Origin of the sequence: Microbacterium sp. NPDC060132 (assembly GCF_042729675.1) — a bacterium.
GTDB lineage: Bacteria > Actinomycetota > Actinomycetes > Actinomycetales > Microbacteriaceae > Microbacterium > Microbacterium sufflavum.
In genome coordinates this window covers 918,173-932,025 of record NZ_JBHWXU010000001.1, presented here as the reverse complement: position 1 = coordinate 932,025, position 13,853 = coordinate 918,173, and the positions used below count along the sequence as shown (strand labels likewise).

14 protein-coding genes are annotated in these 13,853 nt (G+C 71.8%); 9 read left to right on the top strand and 5 right to left on the bottom strand.

Annotation, left to right across the window (positions count from 1 at the left end):
- Window positions 1-30 precede the first annotated feature (30 nt).
- The 3 genes from ACFWCH_RS04665 to ACFWCH_RS04655 all read left to right on the top strand — a co-directional run bounded on the left by ACFWCH_RS04665 (window position 31) and on the right by ACFWCH_RS04655 (window position 2,444).
- Window positions 31-1,296, top strand: coding sequence for a sensor histidine kinase (locus tag ACFWCH_RS04665; protein ID WP_206252262.1), 1,266 nt, complete (start codon window positions 31-33; stop codon window positions 1,294-1,296).
- Window positions 1,293-1,916: a response regulator transcription factor gene (locus ACFWCH_RS04660; RefSeq protein WP_136028572.1), complete on the top strand. Its 624-nt coding sequence runs from the start codon at window positions 1,293-1,295 to the stop codon at window positions 1,914-1,916. Before ACFWCH_RS04665 ends, ACFWCH_RS04660 begins: the two co-directional genes overlap by 4 nt.
- Before the next feature lie 78 nt (window positions 1,917-1,994).
- Window positions 1,995-2,444, top strand: a complete 450-nt coding sequence (locus tag ACFWCH_RS04655) for a DUF2871 domain-containing protein (protein ID WP_378803008.1) — start codon at window positions 1,995-1,997, stop codon at window positions 2,442-2,444.
- Between the two features lie 91 nt (window positions 2,445-2,535).
- On the opposite strand, the gene cycA is transcribed toward ACFWCH_RS04655, so the two are convergent.
- A complete protein-coding gene (gene cycA / locus ACFWCH_RS04650; RefSeq protein ID WP_378803841.1) occupies window positions 2,536-3,981 on the bottom strand; it encodes a D-serine/D-alanine/glycine transporter in 1,446 nt (481 codons plus the stop codon).
- A gap of 225 nt (window positions 3,982-4,206) precedes the next feature.
- On the opposite strand from cycA, the gene ACFWCH_RS04645 reads away from it, so the two are divergent.
- Both ACFWCH_RS04645 and ACFWCH_RS04640 read left to right on the top strand, forming a co-directional pair.
- On the top strand, window positions 4,207-5,679 hold the full coding sequence (locus ACFWCH_RS04645; protein ID WP_136028574.1) for an MATE family efflux transporter: 1,473 nt from the start codon (window positions 4,207-4,209) through the stop codon (window positions 5,677-5,679).
- Window positions 5,680-5,859: 180 nt separating this feature from the next.
- Window positions 5,860-6,285 (top strand): hypothetical protein, encoded by a 426-nt coding sequence (locus tag ACFWCH_RS04640; protein ID WP_136029013.1) that lies wholly within the window; start codon window positions 5,860-5,862, stop codon window positions 6,283-6,285.
- Window positions 6,286-6,289: 4 nt separating this feature from the next.
- On the opposite strand, the gene ACFWCH_RS04635 is transcribed toward ACFWCH_RS04640, so the two are convergent.
- Both ACFWCH_RS04635 and ACFWCH_RS04630 read right to left on the bottom strand, forming a co-directional pair.
- On the bottom strand, window positions 6,290-7,993 hold the full coding sequence (locus ACFWCH_RS04635) for an AMP-binding protein (protein ID WP_136029010.1): 1,704 nt from the start codon (window positions 7,991-7,993) through the stop codon (window positions 6,290-6,292).
- A gap of 72 nt (window positions 7,994-8,065) precedes the next feature.
- A complete protein-coding gene (locus tag ACFWCH_RS04630; protein WP_136029008.1) occupies window positions 8,066-8,533 on the bottom strand; it encodes an Lrp/AsnC family transcriptional regulator in 468 nt (155 codons plus the stop codon).
- A gap of 112 nt (window positions 8,534-8,645) precedes the next feature.
- On the opposite strand from ACFWCH_RS04630, the gene ACFWCH_RS04625 reads away from it, so the two are divergent.
- A complete protein-coding gene (locus tag ACFWCH_RS04625; protein WP_378803007.1) occupies window positions 8,646-9,887 on the top strand; it encodes a trans-sulfuration enzyme family protein in 1,242 nt (413 codons plus the stop codon).
- A gap of 184 nt (window positions 9,888-10,071) precedes the next feature.
- On the top strand, window positions 10,072-11,499 hold the full coding sequence (locus ACFWCH_RS04620) for a hypothetical protein (protein WP_378803006.1): 1,428 nt from the start codon (window positions 10,072-10,074) through the stop codon (window positions 11,497-11,499).
- A 52-nt stretch (window positions 11,500-11,551) separates the two neighbouring features.
- Here ACFWCH_RS04620 and ACFWCH_RS04615 read toward each other — a convergent pair whose 3' ends face one another.
- Window positions 11,552-12,025 (bottom strand): acyl-CoA thioesterase, encoded by a 474-nt coding sequence (locus tag ACFWCH_RS04615; protein ID WP_136029001.1) that lies wholly within the window; start codon window positions 12,023-12,025, stop codon window positions 11,552-11,554.
- 137 nt (window positions 12,026-12,162) lie between these two features.
- On the opposite strand from ACFWCH_RS04615, the gene ACFWCH_RS04610 reads away from it, so the two are divergent.
- The gene (locus ACFWCH_RS04610) at window positions 12,163-12,777 is read left to right on the top strand and encodes a ClpP family protease (protein ID WP_136029000.1); all 615 of its coding nucleotides are present in this window, start codon (window positions 12,163-12,165) and stop codon (window positions 12,775-12,777) included.
- Entirely contained in the window at window positions 12,774-13,370 is a 597-nt protein-coding gene (locus ACFWCH_RS04605) for a ClpP family protease (RefSeq protein ID WP_136028998.1), read from the top strand. Before ACFWCH_RS04610 ends, ACFWCH_RS04605 begins: the two co-directional genes overlap by 4 nt.
- A 118-nt stretch (window positions 13,371-13,488) precedes the next feature.
- Here the strand turns inward: ACFWCH_RS04605 and ACFWCH_RS04600 are convergent, their stop codons facing one another.
- Entirely contained in the window at window positions 13,489-13,848 is a 360-nt protein-coding gene (locus tag ACFWCH_RS04600; RefSeq protein WP_136032018.1) for a helix-turn-helix domain-containing protein, read from the bottom strand.
- Window positions 13,849-13,853 lie beyond the last annotated feature (5 nt).

Here is a 13,853-nt window from a genome sequence, read left to right as displayed (position 1 = left end):
CGGGCGGGCCGTCGGGGGAAGAATGTGAGCATGTCGTCGCCAGAGCCCGCACCGCGCCCCGGCACCGGTCGGTGGTCGTGGGCGACACTGGTGGGCTCGATCCGCGTGGGTCAGGCGGTCATCACCGCGGTGCTGCTCGCGGTCGGCGTGGTCAGGGCGGCGATCGACGGCGTGCCGCTGCCGTGGGTGCTCGCCCTCGGACTGGTGTTCCTCGGGTGGTACGGCGGCGGGCTGCTGCTCGGCGAGCGCACGGCCGACCGGCGCCTCGCGACCTGGTGGCTGCTCGGCCTCACCCTCATCTGGCTCGGGGCCGTGGTCGTGTCGCCGGAGTTCGTGTGGCTGGCGTTCGCGCTGTGGCTGCTCGCCGGGTTCATCCTGCCGCTGCGGTGGGCGGTGCCCCTCAGCGTGCTCGTGCTCGCGGTGGTGATCCTCGCCCCGGTCGTGCACACCGGAGAGACGACGTACGCCAACGTGATCGGTCCTCTCGTGGGCGGGGTCTTCGCGCTCGGCATCTCCCGGGGCTACCTCGTGCTGGTGCGCGACGGCCGGGAGCGACGGCGGCTGATCGCCTCGCTCGTGGCCACGCAGGAGGAGATGGCCGCGGTGCAGGACGAGCTCGCCCGCATGCAGCGCGAGTCGGGGGCGAGCGCCGAACGCACCAGGGTGTCGCGCGACCTGCACGACACCGTCGCGCAGAGCCTGTCGTCGGTGGGGATGCTGTCACGCGCGGCGCTCGCGGGCGACGACCAGGAACAGCGCACCAGGGCGCTCGAGCAGATCGGTGCGCTCGCAGCCGAGGGGCTGGCCGACGCGCGGCGCATCGTGAACGACCTGATGCCGGCGGAGCTGGAGTCCACCGCGCTCGCCGACGCCCTCGCGCGGATGCTCGACCGCCTGTCGGACGAGACCGGCATCGACACGACCCTGCACGCCGACGACGAGCTGCCGCCGCTGGGCATCGACGCCGAGATCGCGCTGCTGCGGACGGCGCAGTCGGCCCTCGCGAACGTCCGCACGCACGCCGGCGCCTCCCGCGTCGTGGTGACCCTGGCGGATGCGGGCGACGCCGTGCGGCTCGACATCGTCGACGACGGGGCGGGTTTCGACGCGTCCCGGTGGGATGCGCGCGGCACGACGGGGGCGGGCGGCGGCTACGGGTTGCGCTCGATGCGGGCGCGGCTGCGGGAGCTCGGCGGAGGCCTCGACGTGGAGAGCGCCCCGGGCGACGGGACGGCCCTCTCGGCGCACGTGCCGCTGCGGACCGCGGGCCCCCGGGAGACGGGAGCGCTGCGGTGACCGCGGTGCGGGTGCTGCTCGTCGACGACCACCCCATCGTCCGCGCGGGGGTGCGGTCGCTGTTCGACCACCGCGACGACGTGGAGGTCGTGGGCGAGGCGGCGTCGGGGGAGGAGGCGGTCGCCCTCGCGCGGCACCTGCACCCCGACGTGGTGCTGTGCGACCTGCGGCTGGGCGCGGGCATGGACGGCGTGCAGACCACGGCGGCTTTGCGTGCGCAGGACCCCGCCCCCGCCGTGCTCATCCTGACCACGTTCGACCGCGACGCCGAGATCCTCGGGGCGGTCGAGGCGGGCGCCGCGGGCTACCTGCTGAAGGACATCGCCCCGGACGACATCGTGCGTGCGGTGCGTGCGGCCGCGTCGGGCGGGCTCGTCCTCACGCCGGAGCTCAGCGAGCGCGTCGGCCAGGTGCTGCGGGCACCCCGGGTGCGTCTGACCGACCGGGAGCTCGACGTGCTGCGGCTGCTCGCCACGGGCGCCTCGAACCGCGAGATCGCGAAGACCCTGTTCGTGACGGAGGCCACGGTCAAGACCCACCTCGTGCACGTGTTCGAGAAGCTCGGCGCGGACAGTCGCGCCAGGGCCGTGGCGATCGCGCGCGAGACGGGCGTGATCTGAGCCCCGCATCTCCACCGTTCGATGGATCCGCGGATTCCCGGCCCGACGGAGGCTGGGGGTGACCCGAAAGGAACACCCATGCGCCGACTCTTCTACGCCGCGTCCGCCTCCATGCTCGCCGGGGTCGCCTCCGGCCTCTTCTACCGCGAGTTCACCAAGCTCAACGACTTCCCCGAGGGCGCCCCGACGCAGCTCGGGCTCGTGCACACCCACCTGCTGGTGCTGGGCTTCGTGGTCTACCTGATCGTGCTGCTGCTGGAGCGGGCGTTCACGCTCTCCGCGAGCCGCCTGTTCGGCTGGTTCTTCTGGCTCTACACCGCCGGACTCGTGCTCACCTCGGCCATGCTGCTGTGGCACGGCTCCCTGACGGTGCTCGGCCTGGAGTCGTCCAAGATGATCGCCGGCATCGCCGGACTGGGCCACATGCTGCTCACGGCCGGGATGGTGCTGCTGTTCCTCGCTCTGCGCAAGCGCCTGCCCGCCGCGCGACCCGTCGCAGCACCCGTGTCCGCCACCGCGAGCGTCTGACCTCGCCGCAACTCCTCAGAACCGCGGCGTCACACGCGAATCGGCGGGCTCCCCTCCCGGGGGCCCGCCGATTCTGCGCAGTCGCGTGCGTCTAGTGTGCGTCGATGGTCTCGTCGCGCAGGTAGGCGATGTGCGCCTCGTGCCGGGCGATGTGATGGGGCGACTTGCGCACGAACACCCACGCGACGATGAGGATCGCGAACCAGATCGGCGTGACCAGGAGGGCCGTCAGCGTGTCGGGCTGGGTGGTGAGCGCCCACAGGATGAAGACGAAGAAGGCGAGCACCACGAACACCATGAACACGCCGCCGGGCATCTTGAACGCCGAGGCCGCGGCCTTCTCCGGACGAGTGCGCCGGTACTTCAGGTAGCTGCACAGGAAGATCGTCCACACGAACATGAAGCACACCGCCGACACCGTGGTCACCATGTCGAACGCGGTGCCGATGTCCTTGCCCGCGTAGAGCAGCACCACGCCCGACAGCAGCAGGATGCAGGAGAGGAACAGGGCGTTCTGCGGCACGCGACGCTTCGACAGGCGGGCGAACATTTGCGGCGCATCGCCGTCCTGCGCGAGGCCGAACACCATGCGCGAGGTCGAGTAGATGCCCGAGTTCGCGCTCGACATGGCCGAGGTGAGCACCACGAGGTTGACGACGGTCGCGGCGATGCCGAGGCCGGCGAGGGCGAACATCGCGATGAAGGGGCTCTCCCCGGCCACGTACTCGGTCCACGGGGTGACCGCCATCAGCACGATCAGCGCGCCGACGTAGAACAGCAGCACGCGGATCGGGATCGCGTTGATCGCCTTCGGGAGGTTGCGCTTCGGGTCTTTGGTCTCGGCGGCGGCGGTGCCCACGAGCTCGATCCCGACGAACGCGAACACCGCGATCTGGAAGCCCGCGACGAAGCCCATGAAGCCGTGCGGGAACATGCCGCCGTGCTCCCACAGGTTCGAGAAGCTCGCGGTGCCGGCGTCGTGCTGGAAGCCGGTGAACACCATCACCAGACCCGTCGCGATGAGAGCCACGATCGCCACGATCTTGATGAGCGCGAACCAGAACTCCATCTCGCCGAACGCGGCGACGGTCGGCAGGTTCAGCGCGAGCAGGATCACCACGACCAGCAGGCCGGGGATCCACAGCGGGACACCGGGGATGAGCGCATCCGTGTATCCGGCGATCGCGATCACGTCGGCGACACCGGTGACCACCCAGCAGAACCAGTAGGTCCAGCCGGTGAAGAACCCGGCCCAGGGCCCGAGCAGATCGCTCGCGAAGTCGCTGAACGACTTGTACTTGAGGTTCGACAGCAGCAGCTCGCCCATCGCCCGCATGACGAAGAACAGCATGAACCCGATGATCATGTAGACGAAGATCACCGAGGGCCCGGCGACCGAGATCGTCTTGCCGCTTCCCATGAACAGGCCGGTGCCGATGGCGCCGCCGATGGCCAGCAGCTGGATGTGCCGGTTGCTCAGTGCCCGCCGCAGGTGCTGCTCGCTCCCCGCATCGGCGGTGGCCCCCGTGCTGTTGATCGCCCCCGTGTCTTCCTTCGTCACGCTGTCTCCTCCGGTCTTCGTCGACACGCCGCGACACTCGCGTGCCGGCGACTGATGCAGAGTAACCACCGCGGTGCGCTCGCCCGAAATCGGCAGAGAAGCTCCGGCATTCCGCCCCCCCCCGGTGTTCCCTCGTCCCGAAACGATTCGATAAACTGGTCGCTCCCCGATCCGCCCTTCGTCTTCTGCGAGCCGCTCTTCATGGCCACCACCCTCACCACGGGCCGTCCGTGGCGTGTCATCCTCGCCTTCTCGATCCCCCTCCTGCTCGGCAACGTCGTGCAGCAGCTGTACCAGTTCGCCGACGCGATCGTGGTCGGGCGCCACCTCGGCGTCCAGTCGCTCGCGGCGGTCGGCGCGACCGGCAGCCTCCTGTTCCTGCTGCTCGGGTTCGCGTGGGGCCTGACGAGCGGTTTCGCGATCCCGGTCGCCCAGGCCTTCGGCGCCCGAGACGATGCCGCCGTGCGCCGCTCGGTCGCGACCGGGGTGCTGCTGAGCGGCATCACCAGCGTCATCCTCACCGTGGTCGCGCCGCTCATCGCCGGGCCGATCCTGGCGCTGCTGCAGACCCCGTCCGAGCTCATGCCCGAGGCGACGGTGTTCACGCAGATCAGCTTCCTCGGCGCGGGCGCGACCATGTTCTTCAACTACCTCTCCGCGATCATCCGCGCGATCGGCGACTCCAAGACCCCGCTGGTGTTCCTCACGGTGTCGTGCGCGCTCAACGTGGGGCTCGTCGTCCTGATGGTGGGGCCGCTGGAGTGGGGCGTCGCGGGGGCCGCCCTGGCGACCGTGGTCGCGCAGGCCGTGTCGGTGATCCTGTGCCTGGAGTTCGTGCGGCGCCGCCTGCCGATGCTGCACCTGCGCCGCGCCGACTGGCGCATCACCGGCTCCGACATCGCGGAGCATCTGCGTCTCGGCCTGCCGATGGGCTTCCAGGCGTCGATCATCGCGATCGGGACGCTCACGGTGCAGGTGGCACTGAACACCCTCGGCGCCGACGCGGTGGCGGCGTACACCACGGCCTCGCGCGTGGACAGCCTCGCGGTCGCCCTGCTCTCGTCGCTCGGGCTCGCCGTGTCGATGTATGCGGCGCAGAACCACGGCGGACGGCGGCCCGACCGCATCCGCCGCGGCGTGGTCGAGGCGACGTGGATGGCGGTGGCCGCCGCGATCGTGCTCGGCGGACTGCTCATCGCGTTCGGCGCTCCCATGGTGCGGCTGTTCGTCGGAGAGGGCTCCGACGGCGTGGTCGACATGGCGCACCGGATGCTCATCATCAACGGCTGCGGCTACTGGGCACTGGGCATGCTGTTCGTGCTCCGCGGTGCGCTCCAGGGGCTCGGGCACACGCTCGTGCCGACCGTGACGGGCGTGATCGAGCTGGTGATGCGCGTCGGGGCGGCCGTGGTGCTCGGGGCCATGATCGGCTTCGACGGCGTCGCGCTCAGCAACCCGCTCGCCTGGGTCGGGGCGATCCTGCTGCTGGTGCCCGCGTACGTCCGTGCCCACCGCGGTCTCGCGAAGCTCCCGGTCGCTCCGGCCGAGGCGACCGAGACCTCGGCGATCGCGATCGTCGGGCCCACCGACGGCTCGATGGTCGTCGACGCCGTGGTCACGCAACCGGTGCGGGTCGTGCGCCCTCGGCGCCTGCGCTGGCCCGTTCGCCGCTGACCGCATGCCTCCGGAGCGCCCCGCGGTCCTCGCCAGGGCCGCGGGGCGTTCGTGTGCGTTGCCGATCCAGCCGATATATCCCTCTGGAGGATGATGCGGATCGGACTTGAGACGGATGGCCCGGAGGGGACACACTTCTAGTGTCGAGAATGCGGGAATTCCGCAGACCGGGGGGTCAACATGACGACATTGAGGGTGGCCAGCGAGCTGGCAGCGGTCCTGATTCCGATCGGATACGTGGGCGCGGCGATCGCCGTGATCTGCGCGATCGTCGCCGGGATCGCGATCGCGCGGGGTGCCGGTGGTCTCACCGGCGGGGCCGTCGGGGTCTGGATCGTCGGGGCGCTGCTGAGCGTCACCGCGTCTTTCGGCAGCCAGTGGCTGCCGCTGATCATCTCGGGCTCCGCGCTCGTGCTGATGCTCACGATCGGCGGCGTCGTGCGCGGCATGGTGGGCGCCGCGGGGCTGACGCGCCGCAGCGAGGCGCCGGCCGAGGCGCTTCCGGTGGCCGCGGCTCCCGCGAAGACCGGGACGCCGAAGGTCGCCGCGGTCGTCAAGGCGGCGACGTCGTCGACGCCCACGTCGCCCGTCGCCGTCGTCTCCTGAGCGCTCAGCGGTAGTCGCGGTCGCGGTGCTGCCGTGAGTCGTCGCCCGACGCGACGCGCTCGGCCTCGCGCGCCCGCAGCTCCACGCGACGGATCTTGCCCGAGATGGTCTTCGGCAGCTCCGGCACGAACTCGATGATCCGCACCCACAGGTGCGACGACAGGCGCTCGTGCGCGTACGCGAACACGGATCGCGCCGCGGCCGTCTCGTCCGCCGCATCCGCGGTCAGGCACACGTACGCCTTCGGCACCGCGAGCCGCGTCGGGTCGGGGCTGGGGATCACGGCCGCCTCGACCACGAGCTCGTGCTCCAGGAGCACCGACTCGAGCTCGAACGGCGAGATCTTGTAGTCCGAGGCCTTGAACACGTCGTCGGAGCGCCCGATGTAGGTGAGGTAGCCGTCGTCGTCGCGCACCGCGATGTCGCCCGTGTGGTGGTAGCCGCCGGCGCGTGACTCCGCCGTCTTCTCCGGGTCGTCGTAGTACCCCGCCATGAGTCCGAGCGGCGCGCGCGACAGGTCGAGCGCGATTTCGCCCTCCCGCTCGACCACCGCGCCCGTGGCGGGGTCGAGCAGCACCACCGGGTATCCCGGCAACGGGCGGCCCATCGAGCCGATCTTCACCGGCTGCCCGGGGGAGTTGCCGATGCACGCCGTCATCTCGGTCTGGCCGAAACCGTCGCGGATGGTGCCGCCCCAGGCCTCCCGCACCCGGTCGATGACCTCGGGGTTCAAGGGCTCGCCGGCGCCCACCAGCTCGCGCGGAGGGTGCGTCAGGCGGCCCAGGTCGGCCTGGATGAGCATGCGCCACACGGTCGGCGGGGCGCAGAACGTCGACACGTGGTGGGTGTCCATGACCTGCATGAGCGTGTTCGCGTCGAACCGGGCGTAGTCGTAGACGAACACGGTGGCCTCGGCCAGGAACGGCGAATAGAAGCTCGACCACGCGTGCTTCGCCCACCCGGGCGACGAGATGTTGAGGTGCACGTCGTCGGGGCGGACCCCGAGCCACCACATGGTCGACAGGTGCCCGACCGGATACGAGACGTGGGTGTGCTGCACGAGCTTCGGCCGGTTCGTGGTGCCCGAGGTGAAGTACAGCAGTGCGGTGTCGGACGCGGGGGTCGGGCCGTCCGGCTCGAACGCGGCGGGCGCGGCGGCGGAGTCGGCGTAGCGGGCCCAGGCGGGCGGGGCCTCGCCGACGCCGATGCGGAGGATGTCGGGGCCGAGATCGTCGACCCGTTCGGCGAGAGTCCCGAGGGTGACGACGGCGCTGGCGCGGCCGTGCTCCACGCGATAGGCGAGGTCGGTGGCCGACAGCAGCGTGGACGTCGGGATCGACACCGCCCCGATCTTGGTGATCGCCAGCATCACCTCCCACAGCTCGATCGTGTTGTTGAGCATCACGATCACGTGGTCGCCGCGGCGGATGCCGAGCCCCGCGAGCCAGGATGCGACCTGGTCGGAGCGGGCGGAGAGCTCGCCATACGTCCACGACCGCAGGCGAAGGTCGGCGTCGACGATCTGCACGGCGGGGCGCTGCGGATTCTCGGCGGCCACCACGTCGAACCACTCCAGGGCGAAGTTGAACTCGTCGACCTGCGGCCACGCGAATCCCGCCCGCGCGGCGGCATAGTCCGTGGCGTGCTCGAACAGGAAGTCGCGCATCTCGCGGACGGCGTTCGTGGCGGCGGTGGCACTGCGGCTCATGGTGCTCCTTTGCTGGCGTGCACTCCATCTTTCCGCGTCGGCCCGCCGGACGGCACGCCCCGCGCCGCTGAGCTAGCGGGGGAGCAGGCCGGTGCCGTCGCGGAGCTCGAACACGAGCTGGGTCTCGGTGCCGCGCACGACCGGGTGGATCGTGATGTGTTCCAGCACGATGTCGCGCAGCGCCGTCGCATCCTCCACCGCGACGTGCACCAGGAAGTCGTCGACGCCCGCGACGTGGAACACCTGCAGCACGCGGGGCACCGCGACGAGGGCGTCGAAGAGCGCCGTCACCTTCGGCCCGGTGTGATTGGCGAGGCGCACCTTGATGATCGCCTGCAGCGGGTATCCGAGCGCCGCGCCGTCGACCCGCACACGGGTGTCGCGGATGATGCCGCGCTCGCGCAGTGCCCGCACGCGGTGCGCGCACGTGGACTCGGCCAACCCCAGCCGATGCGCGAGAGCCTTGTTCGTGATCTCCGCGTCGCGGGTCAGCGCCGCGAGCAGCTCCAGATCGGTCTCGTCGAGTTGCGCTTTCGCCAAGGTGCCGCCCTCCCACCCGCCGGATGTTGCACAGAATATCGAATGAGGCCTCCGTTCCCGCGGATGCTGTCGAATTCCGGCGATTCTCTCACGTTTCCGGCAACGTGGAGGCATGACCGCACCGCTGCATCCCGACACGATCGCCGTCCACAGCGGCCGCTCCGACCTGGAGGGGCTCGGCGTCCACGCGCTGCCGATCGACCTGTCCACCACCAACCCGCTGCCCGATGTCGAGCGCGGGGGCGACTCGTACGAGGCCATGGCCACCGGGGGCCGTCCGCCCGCCGACGGCAGCATGGTCTACGCCCGACTCTGGAACCCCACGGTCGCGCACTTCGAGGAGGCCCTCGCCGAGCTCGAGCACGCGGAGGCCGCGGTCGCGTTCGCGTCGGGCATGGCCGCCATGACCGCGGTGATCCTCGCCCGCACCGGTGCGACGGGCACCCGCCACGTGGTCGCGGTCCGTCCGCTGTACGGCGGCACCGACCACCTGCTGGGCTCGGGGCTGCTCGGCGTCGACACCACGTACTGCCGCCCCGAGGAGGTCGCCGCGTCGATCCGTCCCGACACCGGGCTCGTGGTCGTCGAGACGCCCGCCAACCCCACGCTCGACATCGCCGACATCGCCGACGTGGTGCGCCAGGCCGGCGGCGTCCCGGTCGTGGTCGACAACACGTTCGCCACCCCGGTGCTGCAGAACCCGATCGACCTGGGCGCGGCGATGTCGCTGCACAGCGCCACCAAGTACCTCGGCGGCCACGGCGACGTCATCGCCGGTGTCGTCGCCTGCGACGAGGAGACCGCAGAAGCGCTGCGCCGAGTGCGTGCGGTGACCGGGGGGCTGCTGCACCCGCTCGGCGCATATCTCCTCCACCGCGGGCTCACGACGCTGCCCGTGCGCGTGCGGCAGCAGCAGGACACTGCTCGCCGCCTCGTGCAGTGGCTGATCGACCGACCAGAGGTCGCCGAGGTCTTCTACCCGGGGCTCGACGGGGATCCCCGCGGGATCCTCGGCCGGCAGATGCGCGGCACGGGCGCCATGATCGCGATGCGGATGCGGGGCGGGTACGCGGCGGCGTCGGCGGTGGCGTCGGCGACCTCGCTGTTCACGCACGCCGTGTCGCTCGGGGGCGTGGACTCGCTGATCCAGCACCCTGCCGCTCTCACGCATCGTCCGGTGCCCCCGGAGGCACGACCCGCCGCCGACGTGCTGCGGCTGTCGATCGGCCTCGAGAATGCGGACGACCTGATCGCCGACCTGGACCGCGCGTTCGCGGTGCTCGCCGAGCGCTCGACGGGCGAGGGCGCCGGCCCGGTCGCGGTGGCCGGCCGCGGCGCCTCCCTGCCGGGCTAGCGGCGACGGCGCGGGGCGGCGTTCGCGGGGTGGGGGCGCGGACGCCGCTTTGTGCATCCACCACAAGAAACTGAGTCCCGCGTGCGCTGGGACTTGGTATCGTCCGGCAATTCCGGTGCGGCGGGGGACCGGGGCCCTACAGTCGCCCGTGGCAACGACGCCACACACCACCCGGGAGTCCTCAATGACGAGTGCAACACCCCACGCGCACGGCCTCGGCATGCGCATCGCCGTGATCGTGCTCAGCCTGCTGCTGGCCGCCATGATCCTGCTGTTCTTCGCCACCACGAGCAAGATCGCCGCCGGTGCCGCAGAGCTCGCCGACGGCACCACCGCCGCAGAAGACGGGTCGGCGCAGCTCGCGGCCGGTGCCGCCGAACTGTCCGACGGCGCGCAGACCCTCGCCGACGGCACGCAGGACCTCGCCGCGGGTGCCGCGAGCGCCGAGGACGGCTCGCAGAAGCTGAGCGACGGTGCCACCACCGCGGCGGCGGGAGCCACGGCCCTCGCTGCGGGTGCGGGCGACCTCGCCGCGGGCACCGCGGACGCCGAGGCCGGTGCGAGCCGCCTGAGCGGTGGCGCGCAGACCGCGCTCGCCGGATCGCAGGACCTCGCGGCCGGTGCCGCCGCAGCCGATGCGGGCGCGCAGCAGCTCGTCGCGGGCGCCACCCGGCTGTCGGCGGGCGTGACGGGCGCGCACCAGTACACGACCGGCGTGCTGGCGGGTGCCACCACGCTGAGCGACACCCTCCGCGCCGGAGTGACGACCTCGGTGCAGACGCTCGCCCATCCCGACACGAAGACCGCGCTGCAGAACGCCGCGACGGCCGCCCCCGGTCGATCGCAGCAACTCGCGGACAGCCTCGCCGGGATGCTCGCCGCCGACCCGACCAACGTGCAGCTGCAGCAGCTCGCGCAGCTCGCGGCCGGTGTCGATCAGGCCGTCGACGCCCTCGCGGCCCCGGCCGCCGCCGCACCGTCGCTCGCGCAGGGACTCATCGGCGCGGCCGACGGTGCCGCGCGCGTCACGGCCGGGGTCAACGCCATCGCCAACGGCGACCCCGCACTCGGCTGGCCAGGAACGGTCGCCCTGGTCGCCCCGGAGGGTGCCCCCGCGCTCGTCGCCGGCACGCAGGCGCTCCAGGCCGGAACCGCCCAGCTCAGCGCCGGAGCGACGAAGCTCACGCAGGGCCTCGGCACGCTCTCGACCGGTGCCTCCGCGCTGCACGCCGGCACCGTGCGACTCGACGACGGCGCCGGCCGGCTCGACGAGGGCGCCAGCACCCTGGCCACCGGCATCGGCACGCTGCAGTCCGGCGCGAGTGCCCTCCACACGGGCATGGGCGAGCTGAGCGCCGGAGCCGACGCGGTCGCGGACGGATCGGGCGACCTGGCCGCGGGCGGCGGGACGCTCGAAGCGGGCGCGGCCGACCTCGCCTCCGGCAACGGGCGCATCGCCGACGGCTCCGGCACGCTCGCCACCGCCACCGCGGGCGCCGCGCCGTCGATGCTCCCGTGGATCCTCGGGGTCGCGCTCGCCGGGCTCATCGCGATCGGGTTCTGGGTGGGGCACCGGATCACCCACCGCCGCGCGCTCGCCCTGGCCGCCTGACCCCTGACCCCTTCTCTTCTGAGCGGACGCCGTTCCCCCCGGCGGCGTCCGCTCAGAGCTTCGGCAGCCGGACCGTCCCGGTGGCGATGCGCTCCGTGGGCATGCGATCGCGGTTGTAGGTGATCTCGCGATAGCCGTGCGGGGTCGGCATCCCGTCCTCGTCCAAACTCACGAACACGATCTCGTCGATCGTGAGGATGCGCTTGCGGGTGATCATGTTGCGGGCGACCGCGCGCATCGTCAGCGACGTGGTGCCGAACCGCGTCGCCTGCAGGCCGATCTCGATCAGGTCGCCCTGCACCGCCGACGCCTCGAACGTGATCGCGGAGATGTGCTTCGTCACGGCGCGGTAGTTGCCCAGCTGCACGATCGCGTAGATCGCCGCCTCTTCATCGATCCACTTCAGCAGGCTGCCGCCGAACAGCGTGCCGTTCGCGTTGAGGTCTTCGGGGCGCACCCACTTGCGGGTGCGGAAGTTGATCCCGTCTTCCGACCACTGCCATTCCGGTGCCTTCTGTCTCGCCATGTGCTCGAGGCTAGGAGCGTCGTGAGTCGGGGGTGTTACGCGCGGCTTTCGGGCAGCGCACACGTCCTCCGCCCACGGCGGATCCGCCCACGGCGGAGACCGACCCACCGGCTCCCGGAGCGGCGGAGGCTGGGGTCATGAGCGACGAGAAACCCATACCCCAGTTCAGCCAGGAAGCCCGGCGCGCGCTCTTCCACGAGCGCGTGCTCGTGCTCGACGGCGCCCTCGACGACGACAACGGCACGCTGCTGATGACGCAGCTGCTCAGCCTCTCGGCAGAAGACCCCGTCGCCGACATCGCCCTGTGGATCCACTCTCCCGGCGGGTCCGTGCCGTCGATGCTCGCGATCCGCGACCTCATGCGGCTCGTGCCCAACGACGTCTCGACCCTCGCGCTCGGCCTCGCGTGCAGCGCCGGACAGTTCCTGCTGTCGGCGGGCACACCGGGCAAGCGTCGGGCGCTGCCGCACGCGCGCATCCTCATGCATCAGGGCTCAGCGGGAATCGGCGGATCCGCGGTCGAGATCGAAGCGCAGGCGGACGACCTCCGTCACATGCGCGACACCGTGCTCGGACTCATCGCCCACGACACCGGTCAGCCCGTGGAGCGGATCTTCGAGGACTCCCTGCACGACCGCTGGTACACCGCCACGCAGGCGCAGGAGTACGGCTTCATCGACCGGATCGTGGAGTCGACGGCCGACATCATGCCGCGACGCCGCGCGCGCGTGGGACTGGGGGCGGACGCATGAGCAGCTACACGATCCCCAACGTGATCGCCCAGCACCCCCGCGGCGAGCGGGTCATGGACGTGTACTCGCACCTGCTGGCCGAACGCGTCATCTACCTCGGCACCGGCATCGACGCGGGCGTGGCGAACGCGCTCATCGCACAGCTGCTGCACCTCGACGCCGACAGCCCCGACTCCGCGGTGCAGTTCTACATCAACAGCGAGGGCGGCGATCCCGGGGCGGCGCTCGCGATCTACGACACGATGCAGCACATCCGTCCCCGCATCGCCACGACCTGCGTCGGCCAGGCCATCGGTCCAGCGGCGCTGCTCGTCGCGGCAGGGGCGCCGGGGGAGCGGGCCGCTCTCGCGCACGCGCGCATCGTGCTGCATCAGCCCGCCGGACAGTCGCGGGGTGCGATCCCCGACCTCATCCTCGCGGCCGACGAGGTGGTGCGGGTGCGGTCGGACATGGAGGCGATCCTGGCCAGGCACAGCGGTCGCACCCTCGAGGAGCTCCGCGTCGACACCGACCGCGACCGGGTGTTCACGGCCGTGGCGGCGAAGGAGTACGGCCTGATCGACACCGTGCTCGGGCCGCGCGACGCGGGGTGATGCCCGGACCCGGGGCCGGCGCCGCGGTGCCGCGTCGGCCCCGGGGCTCCACCGGGCGGCGCGTGCGGGCGGGACGTGCGGGCGGGGCGACGGCGACACCGGGCGCCGCCCGGTGGGGTCAGGCCGCGAGGGCAAACGCGCCGCGTGAGGCCGAGACCGCAGCCGATGCCGATGCCGGGGCCGCAGTCGCGCGCAGGTCGTCGGCCACGGCGCTGGTCAGCTCGACCAGGCTCGTGTCGAGGGCTCCGGCGATCGCGGCGATCATCTCGCTCGACGGCTCCTTGAGCCCGCGCTCGACCTCGGAGAGGTATTGCGGCGACACCCCGGCCTTCTCGGCGGTGGCGGTGAGGGTCTCCTCACGGTCGTGCCGCCGACGGCGGAGCTGGTCGCCCAGCAGCTGCCGCCACAGCGGCTCGGGGTCGCTCGGCTGGGGACGGGCGGGACGGGGAGCGCGGGGGAACGGGACGATGTCGGCCATGCCTC

Bases quoted from the DNA above. Each gene is read 5' to 3' on its own strand.
- ACFWCH_RS04655 (WP_378803008.1), top strand. From the start codon at position 1,995: ATGCGCCGACTCTTCTACGCCGCGTCCGCCTCCATGCTCGCCGGGGTC.
- ACFWCH_RS04605 (WP_136028998.1), top strand. From the start codon at position 12,774: ATGAGCAGCTACACGATCCCCAACGTGATCGCCCAGCACCCCCGCGGC.
- ACFWCH_RS04610 (WP_136029000.1), top strand. From the start codon at position 12,163: ATGAGCGACGAGAAACCCATACCCCAGTTCAGCCAGGAAGCCCGGCGC.
- ACFWCH_RS04635 (WP_136029010.1), bottom strand. From the start codon at position 7,993: ATGAGCCGCAGTGCCACCGCCGCCACGAACGCCGTCCGCGAGATGCGC.
- ACFWCH_RS04640 (WP_136029013.1), top strand. From the start codon at position 5,860: ATGACGACATTGAGGGTGGCCAGCGAGCTGGCAGCGGTCCTGATTCCG.
- ACFWCH_RS04665 (WP_206252262.1), top strand. From the start codon at position 31: ATGTCGTCGCCAGAGCCCGCACCGCGCCCCGGCACCGGTCGGTGGTCG.
- ACFWCH_RS04645 (WP_136028574.1), top strand. From the start codon at position 4,207: ATGGCCACCACCCTCACCACGGGCCGTCCGTGGCGTGTCATCCTCGCC.
- ACFWCH_RS04620 (WP_378803006.1), top strand. From the start codon at position 10,072: ATGACGAGTGCAACACCCCACGCGCACGGCCTCGGCATGCGCATCGCC.
- ACFWCH_RS04625 (WP_378803007.1), top strand. From the start codon at position 8,646: ATGACCGCACCGCTGCATCCCGACACGATCGCCGTCCACAGCGGCCGC.
- ACFWCH_RS04600 (WP_136032018.1), bottom strand. From the start codon at position 13,848: ATGGCCGACATCGTCCCGTTCCCCCGCGCTCCCCGTCCCGCCCGTCCC.
- ACFWCH_RS04615 (WP_136029001.1), bottom strand. From the start codon at position 12,025: ATGGCGAGACAGAAGGCACCGGAATGGCAGTGGTCGGAAGACGGGATC.